Source organism: Phenylobacterium conjunctum, from assembly GCF_042679085.1.
GTDB lineage: Bacteria > Pseudomonadota > Alphaproteobacteria > Caulobacterales > Caulobacteraceae > Phenylobacterium > Phenylobacterium conjunctum.
Genome location: NZ_JBHTLQ010000016.1, coordinates 48,202 through 62,779, shown reverse-complemented (window position 1 = coordinate 62,779; position 14,578 = coordinate 48,202). Strand labels below are relative to the sequence as shown.

Sequence of the window (14,578 nt, the reverse complement as noted above, 5' to 3'; positions counted from 1 at the left end):
CAGGACGTCAGAAGTTCGGCGATGGACGAGAGCGCGGCCAGTGAGGCACCGTTTCCTGACTCAAGGCGCATGCTAAGTTCAGGTTTAAGTTCTGCTCAGCCACTCGACTTGATGGGGGCCATGCCTTCCGATCACGCCCGCGCCCGTCTGGCCCGCCTAATGACGTTCATGGCTGCCGCCACGGTCCGGCCGGATGATTCGCGGGCCAGAGCGCAATACGAGCGCGTGCGACACACGCCCGAATTCAAGAGACAAAGCCGCCGGACCCTGGGCCTGATCAACGCCTATCGGGCGAACGGCGTCGACGGCTATGTCGACAACTACCTGAGATATTTTCTTGCCGAGTACAACAATCGAACATTGAAGTCCTACGGGGCGGAGCAGCCCCTTTCCTTCAATGTCATGCAGGCGTTCATCGAGCCGGACGAGACGGCGATGTTGTTCGTCTTGCTGCCGGAGGTGATGCATGCCTTCGCGCTGTCGCAGTATCTCGACCACCTTACGACTCCCGGCGTCGAACTGGATTGGGATGGCTTAGCGAGGCTCGATGAGCTCAAGGTTTATGAGTTTAACCAGCTGGGCAGCCCATCCGGTGTCCAGCTTCCGGGACTGAGCCATCTGCTCTTTGGCGGTGTGGCGCTCGTCAGGCAGGGGGCGATGCTGTCGGTCTGCGCGTCTTTTGGCGAGCCGGCAGACGTGTCGAAATCGGATCCCACCGGCCCTAGCCACGTCTTGCCGGGCAAGGAATTCCTGCTCGAAGATCGCGAGAACGAAGACCTGACACCCGAGCCGTTCTTCGGCGATGCGACCCGATCACCGTTGCTCGTGATGATGCATATCGACGTCCACACGCGCAAACGCCATGCAACCTATGTGCTGCAGGAGCGCGCAGACGCGTTCTTCACCACCCACGATGACCCCGACGTCTACGACGACATACGACTGGTTGATCCCGACAACTTGGATCAGCACAAGGCATCGAACGACGCGAGGTTGGCGCAGTATGGCGATGTCATCGAACTGACCGTCCAACTTTGCGGGCTGCCTGGCTATTTCGACGCCGCCACAGACGATGTCAGGGTGGAACGTCACCCCACGCGGCTGCGCACCGATAAGGTCCCGCTTCGAGTTTCCACCCCGATCAACGAATTGGAACGCGTCCACCGCCCTCTCTATCGGGACGTCTTGACCATCTCCACCGCGCCCCTGAACCGAGAGATCGCAGCGCGCCTAAGGCGTAGCGGGTTGCAAAGAGAGACATCGGGCTATTGGAAGACTTTGGAGCCCGACACCGTTGGCACCGACAAGCACGACAATGTCATGCACGGCAGAACGTGGGTGACAAAGGACCTGACCTGGATGGAATCGCCTATTCTTGAGCGGGAAGGCGATCTTGCGGTCGATATCATCGATCTTGGAGTTGGCGGTGCCCCGGCTGGGTGGATCTACACCCTGCGATCCGCGGCCCATGCCCGCGACGTCTTCAAGATCGGCATGACCACGCGCTCCTCGGACGATCGTGCAAACGAGCTGTCGTCGAGCACCGGTCAGCCCGACCAGTTTCTTGTGGTCGAAGACTGGCGCGTCACCCAGCCGCTCACCGTCGAGCGCCTGATTCACGAGGCCTTGAAGTCCCACCGACTGAGCGGACGACGGGAGTTTTTCCAGATCAAATACAAAGAGCTCCGCGCCGTCGTCGAGCGCATAGTGCAGCCCTTTTTGATCGCCGAATGACCTCAAGACGTTGTTGCCCCGCCACCTCTAAGGCCTCAACAGCGCCTCCTTACCGACCGCCCTCAGAGCCTCCGCAATCCACTTACGGTACGACGCCCCAGCGCTTTGGATCTCGTCGTGGATTTGGATTTCGGTGAGATCAAAGTCTTCTGGGACCGTGAAGCGGAGCTCGCGGCGGAGCAGGGTGCCCACGAGGTGGTCGTACCCGATGCTGTGATCCTCGTGATACTCGATGGCGTAGAGACCGAAGCGATCGAAAATCAACGGGTCGATAATCTGGTAGATGAACTCCAGTGAAAGGCCGCCTAGATCGCCCTCATGCGGCGGGCAGAAGTGCTGGATCGCATTGCGGGCGCGGCGGAGACGCTCGTAGAGGTCCGGGTTTGGGATCCTGATTCCAGACGTCGCCCAAAGAACCTGTGGCAGCTTCTCGAATTCATGGGTGCGCCCCCGTATCAGAAGCGTTTCCAAACTGAGCTCGTCGGCCCCTGGAACATCCAGATTGGGCAGGTCTTTGAAGATCAGTAGCGGGTGCTCGGTGGCGATGATCGCCTTGAGGAATAGCTCGCCGGCATGAGCAGCGTTCAGCACCGACATCAGCGGCCAGTGCGTGCTCTCTGGGTCCATGAAGGCGGCATGCATATTGGCTTGCGTAAGGGCGGCGAGCGCCATCCTCAGAATGCGGTCGGGAATTTCGCGCAGTTCTTCGTTCACTGCTCAGTCCTCGGCGTCGTCGTCAGATGGCGGCGGCTCTGCCTTGGGTTTCAGCGGCGTGGGACGATTTCGGCTTAGACCGGCGGCGTGCAAGGTCGCCCGATTGCGCAGCCAGGCATCGTTGATGAGGTCTTGCCACTGGATGACTTCGATTTGCCCGCGGTAGAAGCCGCGCAACTGCCTGATCCGACCCTGACCGTTCGACGTTGTTTCCCAGCTCGACAGCTGCTGCTCGAGATCGCCGCGGATGTCGGCCACCACGTAGCAGTAGAAGATGCAGTCGTCGGCGACCCGGACGCGCGCCCGATCGAAGCTCTCGATTTCTCCGCCTTTTAGCTGCGCCAGGTATTTGGTGATCTGCTGTTCGATGTTGTCCTCGGCCTTGGCATAGACCGTGCGGCCCGGCTTCTTGAACTCAACAACCATCACAGTGCGGAGAGGTTCTGACACATCGACCGAGTCAGGATTGTCGGCGTCCGTCACGCCGAGCCCGTATGCCAGATCCCAAACCAAGAGATCGGGGCGATCGCGCGTACCGCCCTCGGCCAGGATCGCATCCAGACGCTTGTCGGAAGAAAAGGCGCGCGTGAAGGCCAGCCTTTCATCGACGACCCACAGATCGTGGGCGCGGCTCTTCAATTCGGCCCCGTCGTCGCCCCTGACGCGCATCGGGACGATGAAGGCATGGAGGGTACTCTCAAGATGATAGTCGTCCTCCTTGCCGTCCCGGGCGCGGATACGCTTGATCAGCCTATCCAGGAGTTCGAGGGACAGTTTGCGGCGGACGACATGCTGCGCCAGTGCGAGCTGTTCGGAGGCTTGAATCTCCTTAGCGGCACTCTCGACCGTTGCCTCTAGATTAATCGGCACCTGATCGAGGTCCAAGGCGTCGATCAACGCCTGCAAGGAGCTCTGCCGGGTCTCTTCGCGGCGAATTTGGTACTTGATCAGACCGGACGCAAAATCCTCGGCGCTGGTCGCGTGGAATGGCACGCGCCTCAGCTGCAATTCGTCTGCATCGAAGCCGAAGGTGGGATACCGCTCGACGAACGACACATAGCTCTGGTGGCGATCTTTGACGAACTTGGCGACCTGGTCGGGCAGAAGCCGTTCCTTGACGATCTCCATGCACGCGCGGCTGATGTCTTTCAGCGTCCGTTCCGGCAGATTGAACGCCGTCCGGCCTTCGTTTACGCGAAGATCGAGATACTCGCCCGACACACAACCGTGGAAGACGAGGTCGGATTGCCCATTCCGTTCCAGGTTTTCGACGCCGAGCAGGTTATCAACCTTGCGGGTTTCTACCGTGCGGTCGTTGGCTAGGAGGTGAAGCTGATGACGCCCCTCCAGACCGGTGCTGGCCTCGGCGAGGCAGGTGAAGCCCACAATCTTGAGCGTGCCGAATTCCGAATGGTCAAATGTCGTCTCAAGTGGATTGCCGACAGTCAGCTCAGCTACGGCCTTGGGGTATTCGGTCAGCTCGCCATCCAGATCAATGAAGATGGTTGGACCGCTGCCGACTAGGAAGTCGGCGATGAAATGCGCGCTGAAGTAGCGAAGGAACGTATCCGACCGGCGCGGGAAAGTGTCCGCGTACTCCTTCGTGCGCAGGCCCTTAAAGGTGATGGTGGTGCCGCAGTCTGCGCTCGCGGCCTCGACATCCTCGAAGCGGGGCATGACCTGTTCGCGGTTGTTGAGCAGGAAGTCGAATGCGCGTTGCAACGATGCGCCGTCGCGGTGGTAGGTGCTTTCCACTCGAATGGTCGAGAACGCATCAAGCCAGAAGAGTCGGCCGACGCCCTTGCCGCCGCGGGACCGCTTGAAGTCGGTATCGATCTCGCAAAAGGCGTCGTAGCGCTTGGAATCCAGCCCAATCCCACTGTCGCTTACAACCACTTCGATCCGTTCCGGGTCGGAACGGTTAGTGACCCGAATATCGATCCGCCCCCCAGACGCCTTGCCACCAAGGCGATCCTCGATCGCGAACATAGCGTTGCTCACCGCCTCAAAAAGGGGCTGTAAGCCCTGCGTGGCGTTGGAAGGCTTGGGTAGCTTCCGGACCCGATTTTCGATGTTGGGTGTAAGAGTTGGCACAGCTGGGCCCTGCAGAATCCACGCTACGGTGCTGAGGCTCGGGACGGTTGTAAAGCTCCCGCGATCTCGGTCGCAATGCGATGTCTAGCATTCGCGAGCTAGATGTTTGCCATACTTGCGCGTGAGGTTATCGAACGCCTCGCCTATGAGGGCATGCAGGCCGGTGTTTCGTTCCGGGGCCGTGCTCAAATTACGCGGCTCTTTTGGTCCTAGGTAGCCGCTGATCGCCCCCTGACCCACGCGGCCTACCGCTCGACCGCTCCACTCGGCTCGAGCATTTCTCAACCGGCCATACCTACCCCCGCACCATCCGCGCCGGTCCCCCCATAGCCGGGTCTGACAGGCTGGCCCGCCCCGTCTCCACATGCCCTGCGAACCGGCGCAGGTAGCCGCCGTCCGTCTCCACGGCCAGGTCGTACCAGCCGGCGGTGGGTTTCAGGGGCCAGGTGCGGGCGGCGGTGTCGCCGGGCGCGAGGGTGACGCGCCAGGTTTCGTGGGCGGGGGCGTAGGCTCTGGGGGTGACCTTGACGGTCAGCTCGGCCTTGGTGGGGTTGCGCAGGGTCAGGGTGAGGCTTTCGGCGCCCGCGCGCTGGGGCGCGAGCTGGGCTTCCAGGCCTTGGCCGCGGATGTGGCGGTGGAAGCCGTTGGGGCCGAGGATCCAGAGGTCGTGGCCGGCGCCGTCGTTGGCGTTGGTGTTGGGGGGCGGAAGCGTCTCGGTCAGGCGCTTGCCCGCCTCCACCGTGTAGCGGCGCGGCGGGGCGGCCAGCGCGTTCAGGTCATAGAGGTGGAAGACGGCCCCGGCCTTGCCGGTGTTGAGGAAGGTCAGGGTGAGCTTGCCGGCTGGGGCGGCCTCCGCCTTGACGTCCAGGGCGTAGGGCAGGGGGCGCGAGGGGCGGACGCCCTCGGCCTGGACCGGCGCCGTCGGGGTGACCGGCGTGGGCGGGGTGTAGGTCGCCATCTTGCGGGCCCGCGCCGCCTCGTCCGCCACCTTGGGCAGGTCGCCTGCGAAGGGGGCGTCGTTGGGGGTGCGGAAGTCGAAGGCCGAGGTCAGGTCGCCGCAGACCGCGCGGCGCCAGGGGGTGATGTTCGGCTCCTCCACCCCGAAGCGGGCCTCCAGGAAGCGGATCACCGAGGTGTGGTCGAAGACCTCCGAATTGACGAAGCCGCCGCGGCTCCAGGGCGAGATCACGTACATCGGCACGCGGGGGCCCAGGCCATAGGCGCGGCCGATGAACTCCGGCCGCTCGGCCAGCGGGTCGGCGGTGCTGGCGACCAGGTGATATTCGCCGGTGGTGTCGATGGTCGAGGCGCCGAGCGGCTTGCCGGCGGCGTCCTTGGACGGCGGGGCCGGCGGCGGGACGTGGTCGAAGAAGCCGTCGTTCTCGTCGAACATCACGAACAGGGCGGTGCGGCTCCAGACCTCCGGATTGGCGGTCAGGGCCTCGATCACCTGGGCGGTGAAGGCGGCGCCCTGGGCCGGGCTGGAGGGGCCGGGGTGCTCGGAATCGCCGGCCCGGGCGATGATGTAGGAGACCTGGGGCAGGGCGCCCGACATGACGTCCTCACGCAGGCCGTCGAGCATGCGGGTGGTCAGGGCCTTGTTCGCCAGGGCCGGGTCTGAGCCGGGTTTCTTGTCGAAGGCGTCGCGGAAGGCCTTGAAGCCGGCCAGCGGGTTGTCGGTGAAGTTGTCGGCCATGTCCTGGTAGAGGCGCCAGGAGACGCCGGCCTTCTCCAGGCGCTCGACATACGTGGTCCAGGTGTAGGCGTTCGGGTGGCCGCCTTGGGCCACGAACCGGTCATGGGAATTGGCCATGGCCGGGCCGCCGAACTTGCCCGAGGCGTCGTTGGTCCCGGTCCACAGGAACAGGCGGTTGGGGTTGGTGCCGGACTGGATCGAGCAGTGATAGGCGTCGCAGAGGGTGAAGGCGTCGGCCAGGGCGAACTGGAAGGGCAGATCTTCGGCCTTGTAGTAGCCCATGGAATGCTCGGTCTTGGTGACCGGCCAGCGGTCCATGCGGCCGTCGTTCCAGGCGCCCTGCGCATCCGGCCACAGGTGCGGCGTGCCCTCGACCCGCATGTGGGCGAAGCTCTGGCGGGTGTTGAGGTGGAAGGGGGCGATGACCGGCGGGCCGGGGGCCTTATTCGTTTGGGCGAACACGGTGGCGCCTTGCAGGCGCTCGGTGTCCGGCACGGGGATCGGGAAGCGGTCGCCGAAGCCGCGCACGCCGGCCAGCGTGCCGAAGTAGTGATCGAAGCTGCGGTTCTCCTGCATGAAGATCACCACGTGCTCGACGTCGCGGATCGTGCCGGTGCGGACGTGGGCGTCGATGGCCTTGGCGCGCGCGATGGCCGGGAACAGGCCCGTGGCGCCGGCGGCGAGCAGGAGAGAGCGGCGGTCGAGGGTGGTCATGAGGCGTATCCCGTCGGGTTCGGCGCCGCCTTAGGGGGGATCGACTACGGCGTCATGACAGAAGGCTGCGCCCGGCGAGGGATCTCCGCCGGGCGCCTGTTTGAGCCTCAGTTCTTGTAGACGACGCCGGACTTCATCACGAAGCCGACCTTCTGCAGGACCGAGACGTCGGTGAGCGGATCACCGTCGACGGCGATCAGATCGGCGTTGTGGCCGGGGGTGAGCGAGCCGGCCTGGGTCGAGATCTGCAGGTGGTCGGCGGCGTTGACGGTGGCGGCCTGGACGGCCTCCAGCGGGGTCAGGCCGGCCTTGACCAGCAGCACGAACTCATAGGCGTTCTGGCCGTGGGCGGAGACGCCGGTGTCGGTGCCGAACGCGATCTTGACGCCCGCCTCGTGGGCGCGGCGCGCCATGTCGAGCATCTTGGGGCCGGCTTCCAGGGCCTTGGCGGTCTGGGCGGGGGTGAGGAAGTTGTTCGGGCCAGAGGCGATGCGGGCCACGAAGTCGCCGGCCTCGAGCGTCGGGACCAGATAGGCGCCGTTCTTCTTGAAGAGGGCGATGCTGTCCTTGTCGAGATAGGTGCCGTGCTCGATGGAATCGCCGCCGGCGCGCAGGAAGGCATTGATGCCGTCGACCCCGTGGGCGTGGGCGGTGACGCGGCGCCCCATGCGGTGGGCCGAATCGACGATGGCGACCAACTCGTCGTCCGAGAACTGTTGGGCCAGCCCTGCGGCGGTGTTGGACAGCACCCCGCCGGTGGCGGTGATCTTGATCACGTCCGCGCCCAGCCAGACCTGTTCGCGCACGGCGCGGCGGCAGTCCTCGGCGCCCGAGCAGACCGAATTGGGGCGCAGGACATGCATGATGTCCTCGCGCAGGCCGTTCACATCGCCATGGCCGCCATGGATCGAGATGGCCGAGCCGGCGGCGATGATCCGCGGGCCGGGGACGTCGCCATTGGCGGTGGCCTTGCGCAGGGCGAAGACAGCCTCGTTCTCACCGCCCAGGTCGGCGACGGTGGTGAAGCCGGCCATCAGGGTGCGCTTGGCGTAGCGGGCGCCGGCGAAGGCCTGGTCGGAGGCTGACAGGGTGACCTCGTCCAGGCGGCTGGACGGGCCCTGTTCGCTGGTCAGGTGGACGTGGCTGTCGATCAGGCCGGGCAGGACGAAGCGGGACTTCAGGTCGACGACGGTTCCGCCCGGCTCGGCCACATAGCCGTCCTCGACGCGGACCACCTTGCCGTCCTGGACCACCAGGGTCTTGGCGGTCTCGACCTTGCCGCTGGCGGGGTCGACCAGCACGCGGCCGGCCTGGACAAAGGTCAGCGGCCCGGCGGCCAGGGCCGGCGCGGACAGGGCGAGGGTGGCGGCGAGCGCCGCGCCGAAGGCGAGAGGTTTCATGCGGATAGGGCCCCAAGGAACTGAAGATCGAACGTGATCCTTGCAGAGGTTCTAGCCGGTCGCCAGGGCGACGCAAATGTCAGGTTGACCTGACATGCCTGCCGTGTCAGGTTTGCCTTACATTCTGGAGGGCTTCCCATGGCCATGGACCCGGCGCACCGCCGCTACACGCTTCGCACCGCCGCCTTCATGAGCGGCTATGTGGCGATCAATATCGCCGCCATCGCCGGCGCCTTCGACGACCTGCGCGGGCCGGGCGCCTGGCTGATGGGGCTGGCGGTCGCCGCCCCCGTGGCCGGGCAGATCTGGGCCACCATCGCCCTGATGAATGAGGCCGACGAGTTCGTCCGCGCCCTGACCGCCAAGCGCTTCATCGTCGCCTCGGGCCTGGCCATGGCGATCCTGAGCGCCTGGGGCTTCCTGGAGAGCTACGCGCATGCGCCGCACGCGCCCGGCTGGATGATCTATCCGCTGTTCTGGGCGATGTTCGGCGTCGCCTCGCCCCTCATCCGGACCAGCCGCTGATGAAGAACCACCTGCGGACCCTGCGCACCGCCCAGGGCTGGACCCAGGAAGAGCTCGGCCGCCGGCTGGGCGTCTCACGCCAGGCGATCAACGCCCTGGAGACCGAGAAGCACGATCCGTCCCTGGACCTGGCCTATCGGATCGCCGCGGTGTTCGGCCTGGCCGTGGAGGCGATCTTCGAAAACCCCCACGGCTGAGGCCTGAGCCTTAGATCTGGCGCGTGCGGCCTTCCCAGTAGGGGGCGCGGACCTTGTTACGCTGGATCTTGCCGGCTTCCGAGCGGGGCAGCTCGGTGACGAAGTCCAGGCTGCGCGGCACCTTGAAGGCCGGCAGGGTGGCGCGGCCGAAGTCCAGGATCTCCTGGGCCAGGGCGTCCGAGGGCGTGTAGCCCGGCTTCAGCAGGATCACCGCCTTGACCTGTTCGCCCCACTCGTCGTGGGGGACGCCCACGGTGGCGCTGTCGGCGACGGCGTCATGCTTGATGAGCTCGTTGTCGACTTCCTGCGGGTAGATGTTCACCCCGCCGGAGATGATGGTCTCGGCGTTGCGGCCGGTGAGGAACAGGTAGTCGTCCTCGTCGAAGTAGCCGACGTCGCCCATGGTGAAGAAGCCGTCGACCCGGCTCGCCTGGGTCTTGGCCTCGTCCTTGTAGTAGGAGAAGCCGCCGCCGGGGGGCAGCTGGTGATAGATGGTCCCGGCCTGGCCGTTGGGCAGGTCATTGCCGTTCTCGTCAAGGATGCGGACCTGCAGCAGGGCCGGGCGCTTGCCGACGCTGCCGGGCTTGCGCAGCCACTCGTGAGAATCGATGGCGAAGCCGGCGCCGCCCTCGGAGCCGGCATAGTATTCCGACAGCACCGGGCCGAACCATTCGATCATGGCGTGCTTGACCTCGGGCGGGCAGGGCGCGGCGCCGTGGATGATGTATTTCACATGATCGACCGCGTACTTGGCCTTCACCGCGTCGGGCAGGGCCAGCAGGCGCTGGAACATGATCGGCACCAGGTGCAGGTGGGTGACCTTGTGCTCGTGGATGGTCCGCAGGACGTGTTCTGAGTCCCACTTGTCGATGAAGATCAGCGGCACGCCAGCGCCCATGGCGGCGCGCACGTCGAAGGCCAGCGGGGCGGCGTGATAGGCCGGGCCGGCGCACATCTGGACGCTGGTCTCGTGGTCATAGCCGCGCATGGCGTACATGGCCTGGGGCGTGACGGCGGGGACGGGGCGATAGACCCCCTTCGGCCGGCCGGTGGTGCCCGAGGTGTACATCATCGAGTTGCCGAGCACCGGATCGTCGATGTCCGAGCCGTCGATAGGCTCCAGCAGCTGATCGTAGTTCTCGAAGCCGGGAATGTCGCCGCCGACGGCCAGTTTCAGCACCAGGTCCGGGCACTCGCGGGCGGCCTCGGCGACGGCGTGCACGCGCTGCTCGCCGACCAGGATCTTCGCCTCGCAATCCTTGATGATGTAAGCGATCTCGTCCGGAGTGAGGTGCCAGTTCACCGGCGTGATGCGGATGCCGGCGCGGAGGGTCGCGGCCAGGACCTCGACGAACTCGGCGCGATTGGAGCAGACCAGGGCCAGGGAATCGCCGGCCTTCAGGCCGCGCTCGCGGAAAAGTCGGGTCAGCTTGTTCGCGGCGGCGTTGATCTCGGCGAAGGTCTTGCTGCGCCCGTTGGGATCGACAATCGCCACCTTGTCGGGCTGGACGGAGGCCCAGACCGCGGTGGTCATCCCCACCATGGCGGCGGCCTCAAGGCGCTGGTCCAGGCTCGCCCGGTCCTTCAAATCTTCCATCAAATTCCTCCCGGCGCCGACCGCTTGGGCGGCGCGTTTCTATGCGCAGGGAGGACGGCTTCTTTGGCCGCGCGCCAGGTCGAAATAGGCCCGGCGGGAGCGTCCGCGTCCTTCCCTGGCGATAGTAATGACAGGCTGGGAGGCCCCCGACAACGGCCCGAACGATCCGAACCGTGATCGGATTTGCGCGCTCCGTCCCCCTGTCGTCCGCCTTGGGCTCAGCGGCTCGGAATCCGGCTCGCCACCAGCCAGCCAATGGCGGCGGCCGAGGCGGTGAGGAAGGTTCCCCAGGCGATGTCGGCCACGGTGATGTGGGTGTACCAAACCTTGAGCGTGGCCTGGTTGGTCAGGTCGTAGGTGGCGTAGGCGAAACAGCCCAGCATCGCCCCCTTGCCGGCCGCGGCGCGCAAGGACCCGGTCGGGAGCACCGCCATCACCGTCACCCCGGTGATGTAGATCAGGTAGAAGGCGATGGCCGCGCTGAAGTTCACGGTCGGCGACAGGACCTCGTCGAGGGCCGGGCGATAGAGCCCCTGGGCGTTGGTCAGCCAGATGAAGTCGATGCCGGCAAAGGCGACGGCGGTGGCGACCCAGGCGATGATGTTGCGCAGCATAAGTGGCTCCTAGACCGGCTTCAGGCGATAGTGGCTGACGCCCCATTCCTCGCCGCCACGGTGGCCGAACAGGCCGGCGGTGGCCAGGAAGAACAGACGCCAGCGACGGCCCCACAGGGTCGCGTCGCGGCCATAGACCGCCTCCAGCACCGGCCGGATCCGCCAGGCGTTGCGGTCATAGTTGGCCAGCCAGTCCAGGGCGGTCTTCTCGTAGTGGACGCCGCACCAGCGCCAGGACTCCTCGACCTCGAAGAGGTCCGGGAACTGGCGGATCAGGTCGTGGCTGGGCATGACCCCGCCGGAGAAGAAGTACTTGCCGATCCAGTCGACCTCGTCGTCGGCGTCGAACCGGTAGGGCGTGGTCTTGTGGGTGAAGATATGAATGAACATCCGCCCGTCCGGCTTCAGCCAGCCGCGGGCCTTGGTCAGCAGGGCGCGCCAGTTGGCCATGTGCTCGAACATCTCCACCGAGACGATGCGATCGAAGCCGCCTTGCGCCTCGAAGTCGTTCATGTCGGCGGTCAGCACGGTCAGGTTGGTCAGACCCTGGGCCTCAGCCTTGGCCCTGATGTAGTCGCCCTGGCTGGCGGAATTGGACACCGAGGTGATGCGGGCGTTCGGCAGGGCCCGGGCCATCCATAGGGACAGGGATCCCCAGCCGCAGCCGAGCTCCAGGATCTGCTGGCCATCCGCCAGGCCCGCATGGGCGGCGGTCTCGGCCAGGGCCTTTTCCTCGGCGTCGGCCAGGCTGGTGACGCCCTCGCCATAGAGGCCGCAGGAGTATTTCAGGTTCGGACCCAGCACCGCCTCGAAGAAGGCGGCGGGCAGTTCGTAGTGCTGATCGTTGGCGGCCTGGGTGTGCTCGGCGATGGGGCGGGCCTCCATCTCGCGGGCGAACTGGGCCGAGGCGTTGGCGGGCGCGCCGACCAGACTTCGGCGAGCGCCGGAGACAAGCAGGTGGACGGCGGCGCGACGCACGGCGTCCGGCAGAGGCGCGCCTTCAAAGGCGGTCAGGGTGGCGGCGACGAGGGACATGGGGCGGTCTCCGTCCGGCGGGGTTCTGAGAGCAACTACGCGGCGACAGGCCGGGGGGATGCATCCGGGACCCCTGGCTCTGCGTAATCCAGCGGTCGGGGCGAGCGGTCCCGCCGAGACCGGAGCCCCCCATGACCCGTCACGAAGTCTTGCGTCCGCGCGTCGCCGTCATCGGCGCTGGCGTGGCCGGCCTATCCTGCGCCTGGCTGCTGGGCCGGACCTGCGAGGTCACGGTCTTCGAGACCGACGGCCGTATCGGCGGCCACGCCAATACGGTGGAGGCGCCGGGCGCGAAGGGGCCGGTCCCGGTCGACACCGGCTTCATCGTCTATAACGAGGACAACTATCCGAACTTCACGGCCCTGCTGGCGCACCTGGGGGTGAAGTCCCTGCCAGCCGACATGGCGCTCAGCGTCACCCTGGACGAGGGCGCGTTCGAGTATTCTTCCCAGTCCCTGTTCGCTCAGCGGCGCAACCTGGTGAACCCGCGTTTCCTGGGCATGCTGGCCGATGTCACCCGCTTCTATCGCGAGGCGCCCCAGGACCTGGTCGAGTTGGAAGGGCCGCTCACCAGCCTGGACGACTATCTGGCGGCCAAGGGCTATGGCCAGGCCTTCCGGGATGACCACCTGCTGCCCATGGCCTCGGCCATCTGGTCGACCCCGCTCGCCGACATCGGCGCCTATCCGGCGGCGGGCCTGATCCGCTTCTTCCAGAACCACGGCATGATGCAGGTGGTCGGCCGGGGGCTGTGGCGCACGGTGGCCGGCGGGAGCCGCAACTATGTCCGCGAACTGGTTGCCGGCTTTGCGGGCGAGATCCGAACCGGCGCGCGGATCGCCGGCGTGCGCCGCGACGCCGAGGGCGTCGTGGTCCGCCATGCTTCCGGCGAGACCGAGCGGTTCGATGAGGTGGTGATCGCCACCCACGGGGACCACGCCCTGAAGCTTCTGGAGGACCCGACCCCGGCCGAGCGGGGCCTGTTGTCCGCCTTCCAGTACACCTTGAACCACGCCGTCCTGCACACCGACCCGGCCCTGATGCCCAAGCGCCGCCGGGCCTGGACCAGCTGGAACCACATCGGCTCACGCGCGGCGCCTGGCGAGGGCTGTGTCACCTACTGGATGAACCGCCTACAGAGCCTGACCGACGCGCCGGACCTGTTTGTCACCCTCAATCCCACACGCGAGATTGCGCCCGAGGCGGTGGTGCGGACGGACGTCTACGAGCATCCGCTGTTCAACGCCGAGGCCATCGCCGCCCAGCGCCAGCTTTGGTCCCTGCAGGGGGTGAAGCGGACCTGGTTCTGCGGTTCGTACTTCGGCCACGGCTTCCACGAGGACGCCCTGCAGTCGGGCCTGGCCGTCGCCGAGGCCTTGGGCGGGGTGCGCCGACCCTGGTCGGTGGCCAATGAGTCGGGCCGCATCCATGTGGGCGCGGCCCCCGCCCTCCTGGAGGAGGCGGCGGCGTGAGGATCGCCTCCGGCCTCTATCCGGGGATCGTGACCCACACGCGGGTCAAGCCACGCCGGCATCGGCTGCGCTATCGCATCTTCATGCTGCTGATCGACCTGGACGAGGCCGCGGCGTTGGGCGGGCGGCTGAAGCTGTTCGGCGCCGAACGGTTCGCTCTGACCAGCTTCTTTGAGCGCGACCACCTGTCCGGGGCGGGTGGGCTGAAGGCCGAGGTCGAGGGCCATTTGCGGGCGGCGGGGATCGCCACCGGCGGACCGGTGTGGCTGCTCTGCATGCCGCGCATCCTGGGCGGGGTGTTCAACCCCTTGAGCGTCTATTTCTGCCACGGTGAGGACGGCGCCCTGACCGCCCTGCTCTACGAGGTCAACAACACCTTCGGCGAGCGGCACAGCTATCTGATCCCGGTGACGGACGGCGACGATGAGGTGCTGCGCCAGGGGATCGACAAGGGCTTCTATGTCTCGCCCTTCATGGACATGGACCTGGCCTATGGCTTTCGCATCCAGCCGCCCGGCGAGGACGTCTCGGTCGCCGTCGAGGTCCGCGACGCCGAGGGGCTGGTGCTGTCGGCGGCCTTCGCCGGCCGGCGTCAGGCGCTGACCGATGCGGCGCTCTGGAAGGCCTTCCTCACCCATCCGCTGATGACCCTCGGCGTCATGGCGGCGATCCACTGGGAAGCCTTGAAGATCTGGCTGAAGGGCGAGCGGCTGCGGCCCCGTCCCAAGGCCCCGGCGCGGCCGGTGACCGTGGGCGCGGCCAGCGCTTTCTAACGCAGCGTCAAAA

At 66.2% G+C, this 14,578-nt stretch carries 13 protein-coding genes; 5 read left to right on the top strand and 8 right to left on the bottom strand.

The genetic code is table 11. The features are described 5' to 3' along the window. The first annotated feature begins 21 nt into the window (after window positions 1–21). The gene (locus tag ACFQ27_RS09205) at window positions 22–1,734 is read left to right on the top strand and encodes a GIY-YIG nuclease family protein (RefSeq protein ID WP_377353373.1); all 1,713 of its coding nucleotides are present in this window, start codon (window positions 22–24) and stop codon (window positions 1,732–1,734) included. Window positions 1,735–1,761: 27 nt separating this feature from the next. Here ACFQ27_RS09205 and ACFQ27_RS09200 read toward each other — a convergent pair whose 3' ends face one another. The 5 genes from ACFQ27_RS09200 to ACFQ27_RS09180 form a co-directional block, all read right to left on the bottom strand. Continuing rightward, on the bottom strand, window positions 1,762–2,448 hold the full coding sequence (locus tag ACFQ27_RS09200) for a hypothetical protein (protein WP_377353372.1): 687 nt from the start codon (window positions 2,446–2,448) through the stop codon (window positions 1,762–1,764). A gap of 3 nt (window positions 2,449–2,451) precedes the next feature. Continuing rightward, the gene (locus tag ACFQ27_RS09195; protein ID WP_377353371.1) at window positions 2,452–4,437 is read right to left on the bottom strand and encodes a hypothetical protein; all 1,986 of its coding nucleotides are present in this window, start codon (window positions 4,435–4,437) and stop codon (window positions 2,452–2,454) included. Between the two features lie 189 nt (window positions 4,438–4,626). Then, window positions 4,627–4,908, bottom strand: a complete 282-nt coding sequence (locus ACFQ27_RS09190) for a ribbon-helix-helix domain-containing protein (RefSeq protein WP_377353370.1) — start codon at window positions 4,906–4,908, stop codon at window positions 4,627–4,629. After that, window positions 4,838–6,952: a phosphocholine-specific phospholipase C gene (locus tag ACFQ27_RS09185; protein WP_377353369.1), complete on the bottom strand. Its 2,115-nt coding sequence runs from the start codon at window positions 6,950–6,952 to the stop codon at window positions 4,838–4,840. The genes ACFQ27_RS09190 and ACFQ27_RS09185 overlap by 71 nt, the downstream gene beginning before the upstream one ends. Before the next feature lie 107 nt (window positions 6,953–7,059). Beyond that, window positions 7,060–8,352, bottom strand: a complete 1,293-nt coding sequence (locus tag ACFQ27_RS09180; RefSeq protein ID WP_377353368.1) for a metal-dependent hydrolase family protein — start codon at window positions 8,350–8,352, stop codon at window positions 7,060–7,062. 138 nt (window positions 8,353–8,490) lie between these two features. On the opposite strand from ACFQ27_RS09180, the gene ACFQ27_RS09175 reads away from it, so the two are divergent. Beyond that, entirely contained in the window at window positions 8,491–8,877 is a 387-nt protein-coding gene (locus ACFQ27_RS09175; protein ID WP_377353367.1) for a hypothetical protein, read from the top strand. Next, window positions 8,877–9,074, top strand: a complete 198-nt coding sequence (locus ACFQ27_RS09170) for a helix-turn-helix transcriptional regulator (protein ID WP_374346821.1) — start codon at window positions 8,877–8,879, stop codon at window positions 9,072–9,074. Before ACFQ27_RS09175 ends, ACFQ27_RS09170 begins: the two co-directional genes overlap by 1 nt. A 10-nt stretch (window positions 9,075–9,084) precedes the next feature. Here the strand turns inward: ACFQ27_RS09170 and ACFQ27_RS09165 are convergent, their stop codons facing one another. From ACFQ27_RS09165 to ACFQ27_RS09155, 3 genes are all read right to left on the bottom strand, one after another. Then, on the bottom strand, window positions 9,085–10,671 hold the full coding sequence (locus ACFQ27_RS09165) for an AMP-binding protein (protein WP_374346822.1): 1,587 nt from the start codon (window positions 10,669–10,671) through the stop codon (window positions 9,085–9,087). A 218-nt stretch (window positions 10,672–10,889) separates the two neighbouring features. Continuing rightward, window positions 10,890–11,285, bottom strand: a complete 396-nt coding sequence (locus ACFQ27_RS09160; protein WP_377353366.1) for a DUF2177 family protein — start codon at window positions 11,283–11,285, stop codon at window positions 10,890–10,892. Between the two features lie 9 nt (window positions 11,286–11,294). Beyond that, window positions 11,295–12,320, bottom strand: a complete 1,026-nt coding sequence (locus ACFQ27_RS09155) for an SAM-dependent methyltransferase (RefSeq protein WP_374346824.1) — start codon at window positions 12,318–12,320, stop codon at window positions 11,295–11,297. A 131-nt stretch (window positions 12,321–12,451) separates the two neighbouring features. Here ACFQ27_RS09155 and ACFQ27_RS09150 point away from each other — a divergent pair, with 131 nt between their 5' ends. Then, window positions 12,452–13,792 (top strand): NAD(P)/FAD-dependent oxidoreductase, encoded by a 1,341-nt coding sequence (locus tag ACFQ27_RS09150; protein ID WP_377353365.1) that lies wholly within the window; start codon window positions 12,452–12,454, stop codon window positions 13,790–13,792. Beyond that, window positions 13,789–14,565, top strand: a complete 777-nt coding sequence (locus tag ACFQ27_RS09145; RefSeq protein WP_377353364.1) for a DUF1365 domain-containing protein — start codon at window positions 13,789–13,791, stop codon at window positions 14,563–14,565. Before ACFQ27_RS09150 ends, ACFQ27_RS09145 begins: the two co-directional genes overlap by 4 nt. The last annotated feature ends 13 nt before the right edge of the window (window positions 14,566–14,578 follow it).